The organism is Candidatus Omnitrophota bacterium (assembly GCA_028699255.1).
In the GTDB taxonomy this organism is placed as follows: Bacteria; Omnitrophota; Gorgyraeia; order 2-01-FULL-45-10; family 2-01-FULL-45-10; genus FEN-1322.
In genome coordinates this window covers 123,567-148,011 of sequence record JAQVUX010000006.1, presented here as the reverse complement: position 1 = coordinate 148,011, position 24,445 = coordinate 123,567, and the positions used below count along the sequence as shown (strand labels likewise).

Below are 24,445 nucleotides of genomic sequence, written 5' to 3'. Positions count from 1 at the left end.
AAACAGGATTGTTATCGGCATTATCCTTATCCCATTCATCCCACGCCGAAACGCGCAATGTTAACGGCTTACCGTCGCGGCCCTGTACTCTTTTTAAAATACCTTTACGAACAAGTTCCCGATAATCCGCCTCAACATTCTGATCACCGGCCATAGCATATCTGGGCGTTATCCCGTAAGCCGTGGCTCCTACTTTCGACAATCCTTCTAACTTATCGCCAAAGTACGCGCCAAGACCGCCTTTTGTATTGGCATTCTGCGCGGCGTATCCTTCAAATTCCGGGATATTGCCTTCCATCGAAAGCGTAACTATCGTTTTGCCGACCAATTCCGGCGCATTCTTCTCGAGCGACCATGTAGCTTGCGGCGGCAACGCGTATTCGACGCTACCTAAAGTTCCGACATATCTTTCGATGTCGGTTTTTATCCGGGTGCTAAGGCCTTCCGCCTGCGCCTTTACAAGTATCTGCCTGAAATTTCTGTCGTCGAGGTCGTTGTCGGCGGCCAATGCCGCGAGGATCCTGTCTTGAGCATCTTTGGGGAACGCGAGGAATAACTCTACTTCCTGTGTGGTAACTTCTATCTCTTCCTGAATACGCGTAGCGAGATCCGCCGCGGGACCCGCCCTTGTCTGGGTAGCCGCGAGTTTAGCGTGCAAGAGTTCGTGGACCAATTCCATGAATAACAGGTCGTTATTATGAAGTAGCGCGTCTATATCCAGCGTTATCGTATCGGCGCTTTCCGTAAAATGCATAAGACGATCGTTACCTTCGACCACCCTAAGTTTCTTATTTTGTAATAATGCGTTTATCGAGGCTTGATCGCCTAAAAGGCTCATAATCTTTGCCGCTATTTTAGTTTTTGCTTCTTCAGAAAATCCATCAAGCGTAAAAATCCGCTTTATGGCATTATTCAGATCCTGCCTTAATTTTGTATCTGTATCTTCATATCCGACACCATTATAGTTCTGTATAGCGCCGTCTATTATATCTGCCGTGACGATCTCATATCTGCCGCCCTCTACGCCGCCCTTCATAACTACCGGCGACGTCGCCGGAGCGGTGGACTTTCGGAATGGTTTTGATAAAGTACGAATATATTTGGCGCGTGCTCCCGTAATTGAAAAATACTTAAGCACAGAATTAATAAAACCGGATTGCTCGGAGCGGCGAAGTTTTTCCCAATCCGTAATATTGTAAGCCCTGGGCCCCATGCGATTTATTATTGCGGCGAGCGCATTCATAAGCGCTGTGGTTTCGGCAACATTTCTATTATCCGCGGCGCCCAGCGTTGTCAGCGCGTTATCCGCGGCCGATCGCACATCAATATCTTTTGATTTCAATAATTCCAGCAATATTTCCAAACGCGTCAGGACGGAAAGCGTATCCCAATCTTTTTCCCGTAAACGTTTTATCCCGGCCAATTCATGCGCGCGGCGGATGATCGCCTTATTTACAGCGTCACGCAATATCCAGCGGTTCTTTTCTTCATTAATAAGCTGTTCCAGTTTTTCATTGCCGTACTGCGTTCTTAGAGCCGCGTTGCCACGCAACTCATCCAATATCGCAAAAGCCCTCTCGCGCGATTTATCGAACTCCTGGAATCTCGGCCATCTGCGGGATTCTACTATAAATCCTTTGGTTCTCAACCGCGCCTCTTCCTCCGGCCGGCGGGCTTCAAGCGCCTTATCTATATACTGCTCAAATATCGGATTTATATTAAGGTTTATATTTGTAAGATGGAACAGCAATAGTCGTAACTTATCTCTCTGGTTAAGCATTGTAGGCTCGTTCTTGCCATCCCTGAAGAACTTATCTAATCCGATTATTTTCTTTACGGCCTCGCTATCTTCAACCGGCTTACCCATGCCTAACAGGTATCTCTGCTCCCACACCCTGATCTGGCGCGTGGCTTCCACCATTGAGTTAGTGCTATAATGAGGCGACCCTCCGAACATGCCGGTCGTCCAGTTTTTATACGGGGCGAAGAGGAACGACCATATATAGATTGGGAATCCCATTAAGACTATCGAGGAATCGAGTCCCATGACAGCGGTCGCCAAAAGCAGTGTCAATGAAAAGACTACCGGCAATATTAATGCTGTGGGCGTCTTTTGCGTACCGGATATCCAGATTATATACGCCAGCCAGATACCATACATCGTATAGCCGAACCATGAATCGGTCTTCCATGTAAAACAAGCAAATATCACAGCCGGTATGACCGCAAACAGCATCTGTTTGTTTACTTTGAAATCTTTGCCGGTCCACGACTCCCAGAGCTTATATCCTCCGGAATATTCGAGAGCTAATTTTGCCGCTGTTACCCAGGCCGGCTCCAGTCTTTTTACGCCTACCACAAAGAGTGATTTAAAGAATGCCATCGGTTGGTAGAAAAGCCATACCATTAGCAGGTTTGTAGAATTTAATGTTTCCCATTGCGCTTTGTAAGACACATCATAGATATCTGTATTCACATAGAGTAACTGCCATCCGAATTTCTTTTCCAGATATCTCGCGGCTATGGATGACAGGTTTCCCATTATAAGGTAGAACGGCAAGATATAAGGTACTATATTATAGAAAATCATATTTACGAGAGCCGGTACGAATCTCGCGGAAGGTACGTATTTCAGATGTACAAATTGGTCCCGAATTAGCGCCAGTGGAGAATGGTCAGGGAAAAAATGTCCTATGGCAAACATAGCGGAGGCCAAAATCGCCGGAATTATCAAATACCGCGTTACGGACTTGGCCCAGCTATATGCTTTATCTTTCCCGGGTTGATATAAAATCGGGGCGCGACGGATGGCTTTGTTATTTTTTAAAGCCGTGACGGACATGGACCAAAAATAAATCAATGCATTTGTAATGCCGAATGCTATGGCAAAATATGCGGCCGCATCGCCTACGACGCTCTTCCCGCTCGCTATATTAGGCGCTATCGTCTTGGAAATCAGCGGACTCAACCCTAAATATCCGACATCGATCGTCAGTGCTACAAAGAAAGCCGTGAAGATAAGATTTACAAGCGCCTTGCTTATAACTATATCTTTGCCAAACAGCCGGACGATATAATCATTGCGCTCCTGTTCAAATAATCTCTTTATGCCGGATATCACAGCTTTCGATATTTCTATCATGACTAACATAACGATACCAAAAAGCAGGTTCGAGCGCCATGCGTCCTGGGCTTCGCGCAAGCCCGGCACCAATACACTGACTACGCCGAGGGCCATAAGCCATACAGCGAAGGCGAGCGTTCCAAAAGCGCCGTACAATATGATCGACATCGCCTTACCTGAACCGGCCGAGAACGGATGTTTCTCATGCAGATCATCTATGGAGCGGCTTGCTTTCGGCCACAAACCGCTGAGCGCGTCCAATATAACCTTCAATGCCGATATCTCGTAATAAAAGAGCGTTATGTCTCCGGGCATCCATCCTTGTACCTGAGCCATCTTTACTATGTTCGGGGACAAGTATTCGTCTCCGACAAACCTCTCTTTATCGCGCCAGAAACCGGGCAGAAGCAGAGCATATGCCTTCAACGCCTCCCAGTGATCGTGACAGCGCGCGAACGGCGGTATGGCTTCCGTAAATATAACGTTCAGGGCGTATATACCGAGAACATCGAACATTTTCCCGTATGCGGAGGATTCTTCAAAGCTCCACTTATTCATCGCGGCTATATAGTTAAGCATATCATGCGCCGTGCCGCCCAGATAAGCGTATTCCGACTCACCGGCATTCGTCATGTACAGCTCTCTTTGCAGAATGCCGAATATAGTGTAATAAAGTTTATCCGGATCGAAGCCTTCCCGATTTCTGACCGCTACACTCAATTTTTCCGCGGTATCATTATCCATTATTTCGTTTTCACTATCCGTCTGGTCTATAGCCCGCGGCCTTTGAGGCGCCTGGACGAGATACTCCATAAGCGTTGGATTTGCCATAAGATGGTCGGAGGAAATAAGTCCATCGGCGCCTATGCCTTGAATGTCCGGATAAATATCGTAAGGAAGCTGTGTCTTGCGGGGTTCCAGCGAAAGGATAAATCTGTAAGAACCGTATTCCCCAACTCTTAAGAATGTGCCGACCCTGTATTGCTGTCCCTTGTTCGCGCCGGAGGTGATACGCGCATTGCCCGTAACGCGGTCGATCTCGTATTCTGCCTTATCGGCGAGGGCTTTAATAGCCACCAGGTTGCCATTCTGCGCTATACCTATTTCATAACCGCGGCCGGCCCATGCGGTCAAATCCAATGAATCGGGCGTGTCCACCCATAAGCCGCCTTTTAAATCTAAACGAACCGTTCCGGGGGGAGCTTCACCATACCATACCGGCTCACCGCTTATTTCATCTAAATATCCAACTTTGCGGCGTTTATAATAACTACCTTTATCATCCTTGTAATAACTGCCAAAATCTGCGAGAATTTCTATATGTTCTAGGCGGTTGTCTTTCGCGTAATTTATCTTTGTAATGTCCTTCGATATCGATTTTACGTTACTTGCAGGTATTGTTAAGGCGGGTAATTCGCCGAAAGTCTCGTCCGACAGCCATCCGACCCTAAGCCAATTTGGTGTGTACACTACATTACCTGATGCGTCGAGTGAAAATCCTTTGCCCTCGTTAACAACCCAGCCGTTCCTTACTCTCTGGACAGGATATCCCGCAAGCGGCAGGCGATGTTCCGGATCCTCTATATACCAATTATTCTCAACCCCTGTCAGGCCCAGATTAAGTTTATCCAAAAGTCCATACACGCCTGTCTTTGCGGCATAATCGGCCTCGCTTTGAGTAATACCTCTGGCATATAATTTCCCGTCTTTATCCGCAACCCATTTATTTTTCGCCGCCAGGATATGGCCGTCTCCCCTGAACCCGCTCCCCTTAACCACCGCATCACCGGTATAAGGATCTATCTCCCACGCTTCTTTTACCGCGAGTAATTCCGTTACATTGGAATGAATAAGATTACCATGACTGTCAACATAAGCATTATCCAGCGATATCAGCACATCTTCTCCCCAGAAATCCTTAACCTTTACCGGTTGCCCGTTATTATCGGTTACAAGATTATCACCATGGATCAGGAATTCGCCCCGGCGTTTTATAATATTATCGACAAGCGGATTAACGGATTCCGGACTAAACGCCCTCACTCTTTCCAGAGGTATCAACCTGCCGTCGCCAAAATCAAGCGTCTTGCCTGCAAATTTCAAAAACATAGCGCCGGTGTTCTTATCCATAGCAAGATTGGTATATGGCCCTTTTTTATATATTATGCCTGTTGTTGTATCCCTTACAGCATCCTTAGTTGTGTCGTCAACGTATTCCCACTCGCCTTTCCTGAATAACTTTGATGTCATGAGCAGATTTGTGCGATTATAATTTGCGTCCACACCGTAATACATTTTTTGAGCCGACTTATCGAATATGGTTCCAGCCTTCTTTCCGGTTATCGGATCGATAATATCTCCGGTCTTTTCAAGCCGCAGAACGCGCCTGTTGCCATTTATGTCTTTACCTGTGACCTGCTGAACTATAGCCGGTCTTACTCGTTTCGGCAAAATATTCCCGTAAAAATCTTTTATATCTTTGACCGCATTTTCCGGATCTATCAGATAACCATCTTCTGTTAATTTTATCTGATCGGTTTTCGCTACCAACACCCATGCGCCGGGTTTACCATTGTAGTTTTCCACATCTTTTTTAAACTCAAATATTCCGTCCGCGACTACACGCAATATCTTATCTTTATTTTCGCAATCGATCAGATAATGTCGCGTATCAAATACTACGCCGGTAAGGTTTTGCGAAGGGTTATTATTATCCACGACGACTATCTCTTCATAAACAAACTTATTATCTCCCTCTTTTAATTTTATATAGAAATCACAATCCTCTTCTTCGATAAGCACTTCCCTTATATTATCGTTAGAATCTCTTACGCTATCATCCCCGTAGGTCCTTCTGGAATTCTTCAGGTGTTCTCCGAAGAACTTTTTACCGCCTTTTTCATACACAAATATCTGGTCCCTCTGGTCATTTTCTCTGCCTGTATATGCTATATGATGCATAAAACCGAAATAAAGGGCGACGAAGAACTGCTGATACCCGCCCCATTTTTTGCCATGGGCGGGACCGGTCACCCCGGGCAGGTTGTTTCTGCCGGCTATAAAAGCGCTACTTTCGCCATGTCGTAACTGCTCCATACTGGCAAGTATAAGCTCCATCGTCTTAAGCGGGCCTTGCGCCGTATCACTTGTAAATATGGCTGATCCAACCGCCGAACGATTATTCGCAAAACTTCTGAAAAGGACGCCGAGCGAGGAAATAACCGCTTCGCCGTATTCATTGCGGGTGTTCTGTACCTGGACAACGGTGTTTTCCGCATCACCCTTACCGGTTTTGCTTATTACCGCTTCTTTTGGCGTGCCTATGTAATCTTTACCAAAAATACTTCTGCGCAGAGTATCGACAAATATATTGATCACTGTAATAAGAACGATATAGCCCAGATTTTGCGATATGCTCGCGACTGCCGCGCCTCCGCTCAGAGCGATACCTATCTGCGCGAAGAAATATATAGATAGAGCAAATGACGTCGTCTTTACAAAATTCTTGCCTATATAAAATACCTGCCCGGCCGTAAGAGACGCGGCGCTATTATTGGAGTAGTAATACAATGCCGCGCCAAGGGCCACGAGCCATCCTACACTTGTGAACATGTTCTGCGTAACAAAAACATAAACCATCGTGGTGGAGAATAGAACACCTTCGAACACAAAATTGTTCAACGATCCTTTAAAATGTTTCCACCCGTCCCATAATGCCTCTTTGCTCCAGGCTTTTTCGCCTTCCCGATCCCATACGAAACGGGCGGGTATCTGTAAGGCTGACGAAATAAATTCGAACGTCCTGAAACTGAACTTACCTATTATATAAGCATATACGCCGAAGGTGAATACATTGGCAAAATTCGAGAACAATCCACCCGGCAGAAACATAGCGATCGTTGCTATACCTGCCACAGTGATCCCGAGTACCGAAATAGACCTAAGTGTCGAAGAGCGCGGGAAAGCCTTTATCAAAAGTTTATTACTTACATAGATTATGGCGAAAATAGCCCCTAACACGATAACCGGAGAGCTGAATAACCATATAGCGTTTCCGGCGCCGGAGGTCGCGATTAGATTGCCTTTTGATATGAAAAAGTAGCTGGCAAACGCAAGCACGGGGGCAAGAAATGCGGACTTAGCGATTAAGTGCAGAGTGCCCGCAAATCCCGGTTTTTCTTTTAAAATCCTTATACCGACTGATTGCCGTCCGTATTTTACAACCTGATTCATTATAAGAGTTACCACTCCTATTGCCAGGCCTACCGCGGCAAATGGAGCCAATGCTTGTAAATCGTGGCTTGCTGACTGCAAAAACACGCCGAAACTGTCAAAATCAATTATCCCTGAAGTAAAGAAATATGCCCATACTGACTTTAAAAATGTTCCGAGGGCGCCGAAATTGAAAGCCCACCCTGCAAAAGGCGACACCGGCCCTTTGAAGAGCAGTGAATACGCAACAGAGATTTGTACGCTCAGCTTCATCATCATGAAAGACATGTCCCAGAGTCCTTTTGACCAGAATTTGCGCTCCGTATTTTTTGTGTTGTCAACTATGGTCGCAGGAACAGGTGCGGTCGGCGCGATTTGCGGCTCGATTGGCGCGCCCGGCGAAACCGGTACAGCCTGCGGAGCTGGAACAGCCGCACGCGCGGCCTCTTGCGGCTGTTCTGCCGCCTGAGGTTTCGCGCGTAACAGATTCAGCCACTTACGAAGATTTCTGATAACGTACCCTAAAAGCGAAAGTGACAGCGTAACAACTGAGCTAATAATACCTATTTTCGCCATCGATTTAAACATGGCCGTACTGTCAACAGAAAGTCCCGTCTTGACTTTATCCAATACCTCGGATTCCTTTGTTTTGATCGATCTTGCCTCGGCATCGATCTGCGCCTGAAGTCCTTCCGCATCAGAATCGGCTGACGTGATCCCGAGTAGCCGCGCTTCCGTTTTAAGTCCTTCTAATTTTGCCTCATTCAACATTACCTCAGCTTTTGCGCGGGCTTCGTCGGCGGCTTCTTTTCTTACAGATGTTTCATCGCCGGATTTTGCGCTTACCCCGATCTCCGCGGCGAAATAGCGCAGGAAGGCGTTATCGGCATAATATTTTAATGTCCGGGGTAGTTTTTCTTCCGCTTCGGCTATAGCCTTATTCAGTAATTCTTTTTCATTGGAAGCTCCGGCCCTGGTCGTTACGCCAAGAGCGCCGGCCTTGGCGCGCAGGTCCACCAGATATTCCGATTCATTTACGAACGGCACTTTATTTTCTCGGGCGGAACGCTGAATCTGATCTGTAGCTTCTATGATATTCCGGCCAGGATTATTTATACCAAATTCTTCGGTCGCGAGAGCGCGTAAACCCGCAAGCTCCGCCGCTTCTTTAATATTTTTCTCAAGCGTTAAAAGACGGGCCGCTAACTGCTCTTTTATGCCAACCTTGGTAGCGGCAATATCGGAAACACCGAAAAGCTGAGCTGTTTTTTGCCATGCCGCCAGTTCGGCCTTTTCGAGAATATCTTCCGGCGCGTTATCCCTGATCCTGTCTAATTGCCTCTTAAGCTCTTCGGTATCACTGGATGGTTCTACGCCCCGCATAGAAAGGACTGCCTTTTGCAGTCCGGCTATTTTTGCTACTTCGGTCAATTCGCCTTCCGGGGTATATAATCCGGCCCTGATCAGCCTGTCGACCATACTACCCAGATACTCTTTGGTGTACTTACCTTTATATCTTGCGAATGCCGCGTCTATTATTTTTCCGCGGATCGCGTTATAGCGGGATTCGGCTTCACTATTAAGCAAACCGCCCCATAACGCATCTATAGGTTTTTTAACGTCCTCCTTCAGTCGTTTCCAGGCAGAAGAATCGCGCTTGAATCCGGCTATCTCCGCTATGCCTATACCGTCACTTCTATTCTGCCGGCTATCATCCAGAACCGCAAGGATGTTCAGGTCGTTTTCGCTTATCGGAACTATATCGGCGCGCTGTTCTTCGTTAAACTCGAATTCTCTCCCCTCACTCTTAGCCTTCGTTTTTTTATCTCTGATAATATCGTCCACTTTATTTATACGCGTTTTCATCTGTAAAAGGCGATCGACGAGCGCAGGAAAATTATCCGCTTGAAGTCCTCTATTTATAATATTATCAACTATCTTACCGGCAAGCTCCTGGGTGGTATAGCCGGATCCTTCTATATTTAGACCTTTAAGCCTATCGCCGATATTCTTTACCAAAGCTTCCTTATTATACGAAGGTTTTGCATCCTCGGGCTTCTCCACTATATTTGTGTCCAGTACATAACCCATAAGATAGAAAACCTGATTGATAAACTCTTCTTCGCCGCTAAGCTTTCCATATTCTTTGCGTTCCAGCGTAGTCAATATATCTGCGGTCAGTTTTATAACACGCTCCGGTGCAAGCCGTTTTTCGATAAGCGCCTTGACTGTGATACGATTCGGCTCAATGTTCATCTCGCGGACATTAGTATTAATAGGAAGGATTCCGTTCTTTAGCATATGCTCGACCAGCATCTTCGTTTCGCCGTCATTCGGTTGACGCGCGCCCGGTAGGGTCTTATATATTTCCCTGATATACTCCCCATATACTATGCATACCCTGACATTATCTTCAGTCCAGCCATCAAGGTCCATTTTTGATTCAACATAGAACCTTATGTCCTCCCATTGATGCGGGGTCGGCTCTTTACCAAATATCTCAACGTATATTTTTCGTAAAGCTTGCGGTTTTATAAAAGCGATATCCACCTGTTCCATAGGCGTCATACCGCTCTCCATGCACTGTGTCACGAAATAATCGATCCGTTCCTGATTTATCGATATTTTAGCGTCCGGCGGCATCACCCGATTGGCCACCTTCAACGCATCATTCATCTCTATGGATAGCCTACCCACGGTATTTGTGCGGTCAAACCTCTCAAGACTATCGTATCCGCGCTTCCTATTACGGCGCACTTCCTTAATAAGCTCCTGTCTCTCCGCCGCGTTCTCCCAAATCTTTTTATTCGCATCTGCATATTCTTTATTACGGGTTTCAAGATTTATCGTAAGATTTTCGATTATTCCCGCAAGAGCTTCTTTCTCAAGCTCCGTGACATCCCGTTCAACCGATTCGCGCGGTTTGCTATTGTAAAAACGCAGGAGCAATTTAGCCAACTCATTGTGGAAACTACCAAGACGTTCAACTGCTTCATCACGAACCATCCTGATTTCACCAGACGCTTTCCCGCCGTTTATTCTGTCCAGCTCCTTCAATAAGAGATCATACCTGTTATCATCTACCGCGTCGAAAGTAACCCTGAGAGCGTATCCGGTGTCATGCATATTATTAAGCCGCGGACCATAATTTTTATATGCGAGATCGGTAGAATATTTGGATTTAAAATTCGCTTCGGCGCGGTCTGGTTTCTCAAATAAAACAGGGGTCGCCCTGTCATCTTCACGCATCGTCCTGACCACATGTTGGAGCGTATAGTAACCGAAATAGTACCCAAGGTATTTTTTGGCAAATCGCTGGCACAGCGAGGCATCCTTAAACCACTCGCGAATATTCCGGGCTTTTTCATCATAACTCATATTCTTTTCATCATATTCCATATACGTCGCCGTAGTAATACCGCGGCTGAACTGCGGGGCATATTCAGGTATCTCCTGGTTTTTTCTGAGATTTGCCTCAAGCTCCATCACAAGCGCTTCCAACTTTACATATTCGGCTATCTTGTCCGATACGAAACGCTCGCCCATCTGCTCTTTGACGTTCTCCGGATAATCGTTGCCAAGTTTTTGCTTATAATTATCTTTTTGCCTGCGCATATAAGGATCGAGCGTTATCTCTTTGAACATAAAACTCAAATCTCCGCCTTTTAACTCACGACCGACAGATTTCGAAACCATCTGCAGGTATGTTTTATAAAATAATTCTTTCTTGGCCGCCCTCGCGGCTTCGTACCATTCAAGGTCGGCTATATTTTCCCTCGTCCGTTCTTTTGTAAGTTTTTCATATAGGAACTGCGCTTCGGCGATCGCTGTTTCAAACGGCGTCTTCTGCCTCGATAAATAACAGTTGTACAATACGGAATAATCATACAGGGCTGTCCTAAAATCGTCAGACCGTTTTCTCTCAGCCTCTATGGCCCGGGATTCGGCGCTACTCCCAAACATCCTGGACCAGACCCTGCCTGCCCACCCTGTCTTATTTTTTTGCCAGTCTTCATTGAACTCCGAGGCTTTTAACTCATGCGCTCTCAACTCTTCCGCTATGCGAATGCGCTCTTCGAACATTGTATCCGAAAATTCCTTCATTGTTTTTAATTCTTCCGCACGGTTTTTTTTCATCATCTTGATCACCTGATCCATACCGAGGAGTAATGCGTTAACTTTGGCAAATGCCATATTAGAAGGCGATTCATTGACATACGTTTTCTTATCATCAGCGGTTATCGCTTTTGCGGGGTTTTCGGGATCGGCTAAATCGACAAATTGTTGTATTAAAAGACCGCGAACCGGATCTTTTTTGGCATAAGAGCGAAGATCTTTGGCTTTCTCTAAAATACGGGTTATTTCATCCGGCCGTTTCGCGAAATCCTGTTCTGTAAGAAGTGTGTTTTTTAGTTGTTCGAGCTCTTCTATATGATCCCTCGCGCTTCTCCAGAATGCGAAATCGGCACTCTGTGTCTTAGCCGCTAATACCTCAATAGCCGGGATCGCTTTTCCTGTCGCCCTATATGCCTCTAAAAGCGTATTTAACGCGGCATAATCATCGACAGGACGGCCTTCTTGCACCTTCTCCTCCTTCTTTATATCTTCGGAAACATCTATGGCCGCTGTCTCAAGATAAGCAATTAACCTGAAAAGATCCGAAATGTACCGATACGCTTCACCGGCTTTCCCGGATAATTTACTGCCGCGCCAATCATCAAGGTCTTTTCTTTCGCCCATACGTTTTATCAGAAGCTCACGTTTCGGATCCTCATTCAGCTTTCTCTCGGCCTCTGTAAGATATACCCTCTCGAGGAACTCTTTCCTCCAGTTCCCTACCTCAGGAGCGCTAAGCGGGTGCTTATTGCTTTTACCCACCATATCTATATATTTATCCGCTCGGATGATCTTCTCCACAACCCCGGGATCCGATATGCCGAGATCGAAGAAGAAGGTATTGGCGGTAGAATTTATTACACCTCCCCGGTATTGAACGGCAAAGTTCTTCAATTCTTCCCGCAAAACGCTCTTCGCTAATTTGTCATTGCCTTTAAACAGTTTATTCAATTCCGCGGATCTCTTTTTCTCGTAACTTATCAGCGCATTATCAAAAGCGCCGCCTTCATCGGCTATCGAGAATACTTTTTCGTCCGCCAATATGCTTAGAAGCTCTCTTAGCTTAAGAACGGCTTCGACACCTTCATCGGCTGTATTCCCGGGTTTCGCCCCCGCTATGGCATCACTTATATAACCTGGTATCACCAGTGGTGACTCTGGCGTTTGCGGCACACCTGAAACTAATGATTCCTGAGATACGGCTTGTTCGCGGGTAACAATCGGCAGTATTTTAGCCTCGGGACTCGGTACGGCGACGGCAGGCTTTTCCGCGGGAGCAACTTTTACCGGTTGAGTTACCGGGGTTTCAACCTTTTGCGCGGAAGCGCCTGTCGCGAAATATTTATGCAGGAATACATACACGGCATCCTGTATCGCATACCCTTTCGGCGAATAAATCTTATTATCGATAAATAGATTGGGCATCAATCCTTCAAACATACTGCCGCCCCACGACGGGACGAAACAAACCGTCTCTTCTTTTCCATTCACGTTTACTTTATACGAATAATATGAGTCGTCCGGCCGCTGAGCCTGCCAGTCCCAATCGGCGGGGAGCGTTCTTGCGGTGCTATGCCATGCGGTTTCGGGGACTATCGGCACCGAAGGATCTTTGTTTAATTTTCCCAGTCCTATGGCAATGATAAGGGTAGGCCTTATTTCGGTATAGATAAGCCCATAATGCGAAGATGCGGGGCCGCTATTTTCGTCGTAATTATTTACAAGGTTACCGGCATTTTTATCATAAAGATGGCCGAATTGCATACCGGTCACTACGCCATGCGCTTTGTCCTTTAATTCGGGATGCGCCTCACCAGCAACTATAAGGCCTGCGGCGAGCCATCCGTTGTCGACAGGTGATATCAGCCTATCGCTTTTCGTAGAAGATTTGAGCGTCCCCAAATCATAATAATTCCTAAAAAGCCCATTCCATGTATCCAATTTGCTTATAGCATCGAGTGCTTTTGATAATCTGTCTTTGGCCTCGTCGGATGTAATGTAACCTCTTTTTTCAGCGGCTACTATGCCGGCGAGGTACAGCCCTATATTGGTAATCGAAGTGTATGATTTTGACTCTCCGGAATTTATCCTATTCGGCGGGAGCCAGTTCGTCGATGCGTTGGAATTATCCGCAAAATAATCCCATGCCGCTTTTTCGAGTTTAAGCAGGGTTTCCTTCTCTTCTTTTGATATGTTTTTTTCTAACGATAATCCATCCGGCATCTTCATCCGGCTAAAATTCTCATTAAGAAGCGGCAGAGCCTGCTTAACAATGCTACTCCCGGAAAAATATTTTTGTACTGCTCCGCCGCTGAAATAATTCGCTATTGTTATAAACTCCATGCCTTTGTTATCAGCTACATATGTATTAGATACCGCCCCGCTTTTAAGATCTATGGAATCATACGGGCCATATTTACCTATAGCCTGCGGGTACCTGTTTAATATCTGGGTTATATTCCTTACCGCCTCCTTTGGAGCACAGTCAAGTGCCAAGACTGCGGCATATGGGGTTATAATCTGTTTATCCGGATAACCTTTATTAGCTCTGTCCTTAGAGCCGATGGGCGCGCCTAATTCCTCATACTGCTCCGGGTTTTCAGGATTATCTGCCGTAGATATGCCCCAAACAGGATAATCTTTAGGCGCAAGAGAGTCTATATTTGCGGGATGCTGGCCTATTAACGCGTTAAAAAGCATCCGGGCAAACGACGGAATGGCCGGTATGGTTTGCGCGCCTTTTTCTGATGCCGGCTGGGCGGCAGGCTTTGCAACGGGTGTTTTAATACTCTTTATTTCTTCCGTAGGAGGCCTTACAATAATTTCTTTTTCAACCTGTTTTTCCGTTGCCTTCTTTTCAAAATTTTCAGCTTCGGAAGAAAGATTGCCTTCCCAATACATACCCGGGAATTCACTGCCCCATATGCTGAATAGCTCTTTTGGCACATCAGAAACACCGGCGTCTTTCTTATATTCGGACGCTTTTGTTTCAATATAGGCCTTCTTCATAGTATGGTACAGGTCCCACTGGGAAGCAAAACGTTTCTCCCATGCCCTACGCATGGCGTCGCTTACCGGCCTGGCGCCCATTACCCTACGGTGCGCCGACTCCTGACTGTTTATATACGCCTTTAACGCTTCTTCCCGCGTACCTTCGTATACTGATATGACTTTATCTTTTGTCTGTCCCAGCCGTTCGGCGGCGTCGATCATCCTTATTCTGGCCTTGACCATACCAGCGAAATTTTTTACGGCAGAGGGCGCTTCTTTGCCTTCAAGATAATTAGAAGCTAAAAATTGTATCTTCCCCCATACCTGCGGGTCAAGAAGGGCGGTTGGGGTAAGCTTGCCATAATTAACCAACGATCCGGTTTTGGCCAGATACTTCTCGGTCAAATCTCTTAAATTACCGTCTTTATCCGCGTCCAGAAGCAGGTTAAAAGCCTCTATGCGGCTCATGCCTCGCGGGGAAACCGGCCCTTGCGCAGGAACTGTTTTATCAGCCGATTCCTTCGATTCTAAAAGCCGCGGGAGTGAATACGATATCAGCCAGCCCATATCGGCCGCTCTGTGGAAATCCGGCTGATAGTCTTTGCCATGTATTAATTTTAGTATCTGTATGGCATCCACGCTGTCCGCTTTCACCTGCTTCATTAATTCTCTGAATTCCGCTACGGAAAAATCATGTCTTTCTTTCCTCGCCCTTTCCCACCAGTACATAGCATTTCCGAGCAATATAGAATCGCGCATTTCCTGACGCGCTTCGTCTTTAGCCGACATTTCTTTTTGCCTGACATATGGATCGTTGGATTGCGCGATTATCCTATCCCACTCGGCGAATTCATTTCTTAGCTCAGGGCTTGCGGCAATCTCCGCGTCACTCGGTTCGCCCATATACTCCAGATAGACAGATAATATTTCCCGTATTCTTATAGCTTCCGACACATTATCATCAACCCTATAGATGCCCTTAAAATTCCATAAGTTTGTAAGTGTTTCTATGGCGCCTTGCTCGGCGCGCTTTCCTAATATTATACTCACCGGTATCATGTTAAGATCGGCGTTATCAAATGTTGGGCCTATTAAAATACGCTCCTTATCATTATCTGGCCCATAGAACTCTGCGTTCTCTCTTATAGAGCCGCCGGGGCCTACGGCTTTTTTAAGCCAACTGCTTGGGACGCTATCCGCATCTATACCAAAAGACGGGAAAACCAGGCCGCGAACATCAAAGCGGTCTTTGCCCGAATTTATGACCGGCGATAGATTCACGCTACGGGCGGCGGATAAATACACGGCCGCGCTCATGACGCATCCCCAACCCGTCCTGCCGAGACTGCTTATGCTTACCGACATGCCTATAGCACTTTCCATCCTGGGTTTTAATTTCAATATGTTCGACACTAACAGTTTTACATAATTATCCATCTGGCCTTCTGGAACAGCCTGTAAGTCGCTGAGAAGATTGTCCGGAGCGCTGTTATCGATATACCGCACTCGCATAATATGGCATGCCATACTGCTGGCAAACCCCAGACGGTTTATAACGCTCAACTCACTTCGTTTTTCAGGAAATGTTTTAGTTAATAATTGCACTTCTGAGTTGGAAACAGGGCCCGAAAGATTCGCGCTCCACATGCTCGACATCTCTTCGCCGGGTAATAATACTTCCTGGCTCTCAAAGAAACCCTGCGCCTTCAATTCTCGCAAGATCGCCGTCATAAGCTTGAAATATTGAGCTCTTTCATCCGCATGCACAAAATAATGCGTTTCAAAATAACGGCTAAAGAGATGAGCCAGGATATCGATGGACTTATCGGATGGATTATCAATGCCGAGCCCCTGCTTTATAATATCTGCCACGAAAGGTTTCAGCTCAGCCGGCGCGTGTGGGATACCCAGCATTTCTACGGTGGGCTCGACAAGTAGCGGCCTTAGTTTAGCCATGTCAGCTTTCGGCTCTTCAAGTTCTATAACGGGGAGATCCAAGCCTTTCGGTAATGGCTTGCCTTCTTTCACGGCCTTTTCCGCAACCTGCAAAGATTTTATGCGCCCGTTTACCTCGTCCAACCTGCTTTGTATCGCCTGCCTTAAACTATCACGTCTTACATACCCTTTATTTTGCGGAGTCAATGTCCGCCTTCCCAGCTCTTCCGATATCTCCTGAAGCTGGCTTCTGACACTCGAGGCGGCTATCTGTTCTGTTACTATTGCGTCTTCGATTATTGCGGAGCGCGCGTCCGCTTCGCGTGCTGGAATGGATATTTTAAATCCGAATTTGGAAAATATAGCGGCGGCTTCTTTTTTATAATCAGAAAAGCTCTTTTCACCCCTCAAAAACTTATACTGCAGGTCTTTCGCCCTTAACTTCGCTTCATTATCTGCCACAAACTGTTCGATTATTTTTATCTCTTCATTGATATCTTTGATCTCCCGACGCGGCCATTCACTTTTTTCATTTCCCAGCGCCCGGCCATCATAAAGCCGCTCTTCTCTGGTCCGAACAAATCTCGGAGTGGTCTTAATAGCTTGAAGCTCTTTCAATATCTCTTTGTTGAGCTTGAACGACGCTTTCTGCAGAGTTAGGGAATCAATCTTGCCATTTTTATTGGCAAATGTGAGTTGCCTGATAACGTTCAGATATGAATTGGCAAGAATAGGGTATCTCACCGGAACGCGGGCCTGTAATTGCTTCAGAAGTTCTTTTACATCGGCATTTTTATCATATAATTGCGCCATCTTCCCGGCTATGATTATCATCTCCTCGAGATACTCGAGGGCAAGTTCCCTGTCGCCTGCCGCTTTTGCGTAGTGGTCATTGGCTATGCTATACGCTTTGAGAAGATTTTTATACCGAAAACTCTTAATATCCGCCTCCTTTTTCTCGGCGGCGTCTTTTAAAGCGCTCATGGCCTTCAAAGCGTTCTTCTCTGCCCTTTGCGAGGCCGCGATTTCACCGGCGAGCGTTTTCAGACGCGCGTCTATAACCGGAGAAATGCCTCTCAACTTAATGGACTTATTAATGTAATTATCGTACTCTGCCTTAAGATTAGCTGTTTTTTGTATGGCCTCGAGATACCTGCCGCGAAGTATCTGAGACTCCGCCCAGTATTGGATGGCATTTTCAGCGAGCTCGTCCTTAGTTGTAACTTTTGCGGTTTCTTGCGATTTTACGACAGGAGATGCGGATTTCGTACGTTGATAATTCTCAATATCCGACCACTTCTTGGACGCCCTCTCAAGTTGTGGATAAAGCTTGGCGGCTCCGGCGGCTAACATCTCTCTGATTTCACTCGCGCATAGAGTCGCATATTTTAACGCATCTTTGGCATTCCCCGCCTTGGCCGCCGCATTATATTTTTTGAGATCGCTATCATAGCGTGCGTTTATTTCAATATACGCCGCGATTGTATTTTTATATCCATCCGGATCGCCGAAGGCGTATCTTTGCAAAAGATCCTGCCGGGTAGCTTTTAATTGCGCCAGCATGCCGGGTAAGTCGCTATTACCATTTTTAATAAGTGCCTCGATAATATTTATGGATTTGTCGAGGTGAGCAAAGGCTCCGCTATAATCTTTGTTGTTATTTGCCGCATCGTAGGCCGCCATCTCGGTTTTGTATGCGAGAGCGCCGCGAGATCTATTATCTGATAAGGCGGCTTCACGGGTTTTTGCCTCAGACGACTCTACACGCGGCGGTAAAGCTTCGACAGGTTTAGTAACCGCGACCGGTTTGAAAACCGTCACGCGCTTTGCTTTTTCCGTGATCGGCGCGGATGGCGTCTGAGCCAATTCTTTTTCCCGTAAAGGCGCTGGTGCCTGAGCAACAGTGGACTTGACTGCCGCTTTTTCCGGAACAACAACCGGCTTTGCGATCTCTAAAGGTTTTTCAACAGTAGGCGCAATAACTTTCGCGGCTTCTGCCTTTTCCGCCTGAGGCACAGACGGTATAGTAGCCGGCGCCGGCGCTTGTTCCGCAACAGGCGCGCCTATCCCAAGCATGGATAGCGTCCTGTCAAAAATCGTATTACCTACACCTATGGCGCCTTCATGGCCTTCTACAAGGGCCAGTGTATCATGTAAATATGTGCCGCCGCCCTGCCCAAACATAACCCTGTCGGCAACTGCGGCCTGGCCTAATACCATCGGTATTTCGACATTGACCAACCACATACCCCATGTAGATTTTCCGATACTCATAACCATGGCAACAATAGCCGCAGTTGTCATGTATTTGGCTATATTTATCTTCCCTGTTTGTCTATAATCACTGTACAGCCTTCGAGCGCCGGCAAATATCCGAAGAACAAACGTAGTAGAGAATGCTCCCGCGACGGCGGCCAAGGTAAGCTGTTTTGCCGCGCCGGAAATGATGAATTCGCGCGCCATTACTCCGGCGTAATTTATCGGGGCCATGGTTTTCGCTATGCCCGGTATAAAACCGAATAGGAAATTCTCGTTCGACGCGAGATTGGCTACGCCCGGCACAGCGCCTGGCACCGGCAACTGCAGGCCCATCTGCCCGCTAAAGAATTTCTGAGCGGCGCCGGCGAGCCATTGACCGTTCAGATTGAACATCCAGGATAGCGGAGTAAGTATGAGGATCGAGCCTACTCTGCTTGCGAACGCGAGCGTAAGCCGCGCTTTTATGAATTGCAATGTTCCTTTAATATATATGGAATCGGCCCACACGGCTGAAACATACTGCAAACCGCCGGTCCACATATAAGATGAAACGGACTTGGTATTGCCTATACGCGGCATTACAGAGCGGGCAAATATATCGAGAACAAGCTCTCTCGTGTCAGAGGTCCCAAACATGGGCATAGCCTGCTCTGCCTGCTTTTCGTTAAGTTGTAAAAGCTCGGCCCCTCCGGACTGGAACGATCGCTTTATCTTTTCCAGATAGAATGCCGGATAAAAACCGTATATTATCTTTAAAAGCTCGATCGGGTTTATCATATTGTTGATGAAATTAAGTACCGGGCCGAGACGCTGGCGCCTGCTTGCCGCCGCGAGAACACCCAGCGTGTCGAACCATCCCGATTCGAGTAATTTATAAGTTCGGAGCAACTGCCACTTATCATGCCCGAAGCCTTCAAACAGCGCGCGTATCTTTTTAAGCGCTACCTCCCCCTGCTCACCGGTGGCGCGTTTAAGCGCTTGGGCTTCCATGGCCGCCTGAAGCTCATCTACCGTATAGCCAAAACGCGCCTTCATCGCCGCATTGATCTCATCTGCTGTGGAAGTGGCATCAACCACCGGCACATCTTCAGCCATCCCCGCCCTCTTAAGCATTATTTTAAGTCCGAGCGTGATAGGAGTCGCGACAAGCTCGAACATAGATAATGCCAGCATGATCTTGCCGGCAGAAAGGCTTACTCCGTGATAGGACAGCGAGGTACTGCTTACAACGGTTCCGAGGAACCATTCAACATTGTGAACAAATCCTGTAAAAGCGGCCGGTTGCCAGAATACAAAAAGTGCGAGTATTAAAGACCCAGCTAATGTGTAAGATATCGTGCGGGCAAGGAAATCCGGGGAGATCTTTTGTATGCTTAATACGGATCCCAGCTTTTCTCTCGCCGCATTCCACGCACGTTTTGCAAATATTCGCAATGAATACGGCAGTTGTTTGTTATATTTAGCGATTATCTGCTGAAGTGTTGTTTTTGCCTGGTCCGATAATTCTTTCCCATGAAATACTTCGATGTTTTCTGGATTTATCCTTCCCGTATCGTCGACTGTTACGGCAACCTCGGTAAGCGTATTTCTCTCTTCATCGGATATCGTATTTTTCTCATCCGCTAAGTAGCGCGGCACTCCGCGGCTATCCACTAAAATTTCTACTGTCGCGAGTAATTTGTTTTCGGCGTTTGTGGTAAATTTGGATCTTATAAGCGCATGTTCAAATCCGTCATTTTGCCTTGTAAGCCTGGCTAAACCTTCGTCTACCGCTTGGCTGATTTCTTCCGGGGACAGCTCTGGAGTTTCCGGAGCTGGTGCGGCTTCGACTGCAGGCGCAGGAGTAACTTCCGCTACAGGCGCTACAGCCTGCGGCGTTTCTATAGGTGCGGCTTCCGGCACCGGAGTAGCTTGAGGTCTAATCCTGTATATATTCGCTTTACCGCTGGCTTTTTCAATCGTGATCACTGCGTCGCTCTTTGCGGCTAATTCTTTCAGGTCATTAAATACGGTAGAACGGCTTACGGTAACGCCTTGGGCGGTGAGCTGAGAAAGGATTTTTGTTATAGTAATGCCGTCTTGACCGGCGTCTTTTACTATTACCTCGATCTTGCCTCTTCTCTCTTCTTTATTCTTCTTCGCTTGAGCGTTTCTTGTTATGAACGCTTCGGGAATACGCGAGACGGCTGATTTCCTTATAATAGCCGAAATCCCTAATGCTGCTATCAGATTGATACCGCCTTCAGTGGTACGCAGACTAACGGGCGAAATATTTAAATTACCTATGCACGCCAAATATGTGAACATAAGCGCCGAAACTACCCCCGCAATTCCCATGATAAATACAATAAGATATACTCTTTTTTGTTCAGGGGAGATGCTTTCTAAATGTTCCTTCGCCGCGCTCCACGCATTCTCCATAAAATGGGTTACGGCGGAAACGGCTCTTTTTGCGATTATTCGCAATGAAGACGGCAGTTGTTTGTTATATTTAGCGGTTATTTGCTGAAGTGTTGTTTTTGCCTGGTCTGATAATTTTGATTTCTCTGGGGACGAGACTTCAATGGTCTCTGGATTTATTCTTCCCGTATCGTCGACTGTTACGGCAACCTCGGTAAGCGTATTTCTCTCTTCATCGGATATCGTGTTTTTCTCATCCGCTAAGTAGCGCGGCACTCCGCGGCTATCCACTAAAATTTCTACTGTCGCGAGTAATTTGTTTTCGGCGTTTGTGGTAAATTTGGATCTTATAAGCGCATGTTCAAATCCGTCATTTTGCCTTGTAAGCCTGGCTAAACCTTCGTCTACCGCTTGGCTGATTTCTTCCGGGGACAGCTCTGGAGTTTCCGGAGCTGGTGCGGCTTCGACTGCAGGCGCAGGAGTAACTTCCGCTACAGGCGCTACAGCCTGCGGCGTTTCTATAGGTGCGGCTTCCGGCACCGGAGTAGCTTGAGGTCTAATCCTGTATATATTCGCTTTACCGCTGGCTTTTTCAATCGTGATCACTGCGTCGCTCTTTGCGGCTAATTCTTTCAGGTCATTAAATACGGTAGAACGGCTTACGGTAACGCCTTGGGCGGTGAGCTGAGAAAGGATTTTTGTTATAGTAATGCCGTCTTGACCGGCGTCTTTTACTATTACCTCGATCTTGCCTCTTCTCTCTTCTTTATTCTTCTTCGCTTGAGCGTTTCTTGTTATGAACGCTTCGGGAATACGCGAGACGACAGTAACTTTTTGGGCGGTTTCGATAGGTTTAAATCTATTCATAACCGCTTGCCGTATCTCTCTTTGGCCGTCTACGGTCAAATTCGTATAGGCTGTTTTCCCGCGGACAGCGTCGTCGAACGACTCTTCAGTGGAAACGCCATGCATTCTTTCTACGATAGCGTCGATCAATAAGTCCCGTGTCGTGCCCTCAAGGATTTTGACACGTTGCGCGGCGGATGGAACATGTTCGGTAGAAGCGGGTTGCGACGCGATTTTTCTCAGTTGCGAATTAAATCCTCGTAGCTCAGCGGGCGTTGGTTCACGTCGCGTTATCGTGTTATCGCTTGATATCGCTATCGTCCAGCGCGTATCGCCCAGCTCTACAACCGCCACAGCATCGCTAATCCGGATGGCATTTATATCGTCTATAAGTTGAATAAATTTCTCGAGAGCAACCGGACTAAAGTTCGTCGTCGTCGCTATATGCTGGTCGCCATAACCTTGTTCCTGGCTTTCCAAACCAGGTTTGTAGAAACGGTTTCCTTTGCCCAAACCTGGTTTGGAAAACTTTTCGCTGGAACCTTCTGCCGCACCAGGTTCGGAAGATGGTTTCTTTACTATCCCCTTCTCCATAAGGGCCTCGTACGACCTGCGATAGCTCTCGATCCACAGCTTCTTGACACTGGCGATGTCTTTACGCTCTATGGCCGCCTGGCCTATGGATACAACCACTATCTCTTTAATAAAGCCTTCTATCTTCTTGGGGTCCTGGATGCCGTCTTTTAAGTAGTTATCGGTTAATAGCTGGTACTTACCCGATTCCAATAGCTCTTCATAGTTGTCTTTCTTATTGGTCAGTATAGCTACGTAGGGCCTTTCAGGCTTTGAGGCGTCGAACTTAGGTAATATTACTAAATAGGAGGTCTCTTTCTGCTTTAGTAGCTCGGATATACCTTTGGTGTGGTAGCCGCCTGTGATAAGGGCCGCTACTGTCTGGCCTTCTTTATTCATACGGGATATGGTGTTATTCAGGATGACGTTGTTACGTCTTTCCGCGGTATTGTAGAATTGTATGGCTATGGGCAGATTCGAGAAGATGTTATCGAGGTCGTAACCATCGTCACCAGTACAACCGCGTAGGTTACCTACGCGGTTACCGGAGGTGTAACCTACGCGGTTACCTGTTTCCTCAATGAATTGGGCAATCGTATCCGCATTCCATGTCTTTAAGCTCTTGGCCAAGTATTCGAAGTCGGAGTTGGTAAGTTTAAGATCGAAGATGTCTTTGATAAAGTTAGCGCACTTCAATAGGTCGTGTAACTTCCTCTGGTCGGGGGAAGTGTAGAGCCTGTCTTTGATGGCATCTTCCAATACTTTAGCCTCTTCGAATATCTCGAGTAAGTCTATCGACTCATAGAGGGTGATGTAGTCGGTGAAGTTTATGAGGTTCTTGTACTTTAAGGGTGATACGTTGTTGTCATTGGCCAGTCCCTGGAGGAATACGTAGTATTCGCCCTGGGTTATCTTGCCCTGTTTGAATGAGAGGGAGTTTAATACGAGCTTCTCCAATTCTGTCTTAGTTATCGATTTACTTAAGACGTCGATTAAGGCATCGCGCTCTTTGTTGGCCTTATCGAAGGAGATCTCTTTTTCAAGCTTTATAGATTCGACGAGTTTTGAAAGGTTGGGAAAAAGGGGACTGTCCCCGAAGGGGACTGTCCCCTTGGACTGGGACATTTTTCCATTTATATCTATACCGACCTTTGAGGCAAGAGCGCTTATATACGCCCATCTGTCTGTAAAAGATACCTTGCCGTTGGTGTTTAATACGGAGTTATCCTCGAGGGCTTTTAACTCTTTGGAGTAGACCTTGTCTTCTATGGCTTTGAGGGTATTTATAAGACCTGTGATGTCTTTCCGGACAGACTGATTAGCCTCGTATATCTTCTTGAACTCTTCAACGTTAGCTTTGTATAAATCTTTGTCTTCTATGCCGTATAAAGCGATATTCTTGTTACTTGTAACCGAATAGAACTCTCCGGCCGACATCTTACCTTTCTGCATAAGATATTCTGCGGTGTTCCTGCGGATTCCTTCGTCGGGGAATGTCTTTAAGATCGAGGTATCGATGTAGCCTGATGAGCCTTCCACAGCTACGAGCTTAAGATCGTAGTTGGTAACTAACGAGTCGAGTATCGAGGATATGGATTCCTGGGCGGCTAAAGATGCGTGGGCGTCCTGGATCTGAATGATGGTCTTGGGGGAAGAACTGTTACTACCATTATATGCTTCTTTGGTTGTAGCTATGTCTTTCGGTATTGCTATATTAGTATTTAAAGAAATGGGAACTGTCCCCGAAGGGGACTGTCCCCATTTCTCATTAGCCGGCTTAGACCATACGGGTTGTCCATCCTGCGCCCATACCACATCTTGGTATATAAAGCAAAGGGTCAGAGTTACGGCAACTATCCTCATCCACCACTTATTGTGCGGACTTCTCCAGTCCATGATGAGAGAGGCGTTGCCGAGCTCCTCGCGAACAGACACGTCGTTAGAGACGAGTCCGCCCTTAATAAATGTCTTGCTTTGCCAAGCTAACAT

Annotated in this window: 1 protein-coding gene (running past one end of the window); it reads right to left on the bottom strand. The window is 46.7% G+C overall.

All coding sequences use genetic code 11. The features are described from left to right. Nucleotides 1–24,445: the 5' portion of a glucoamylase family protein gene (locus tag PHS46_06260; protein ID MDD3906111.1), read on the bottom strand. The gene continues 2,993 nt to the left of window position 1, outside the view; the window shows 24,445 of its 27,438 coding nt (coding positions 1–24,445); it begins with the start codon at nucleotides 24,443–24,445; the stop codon falls past the left edge of the window.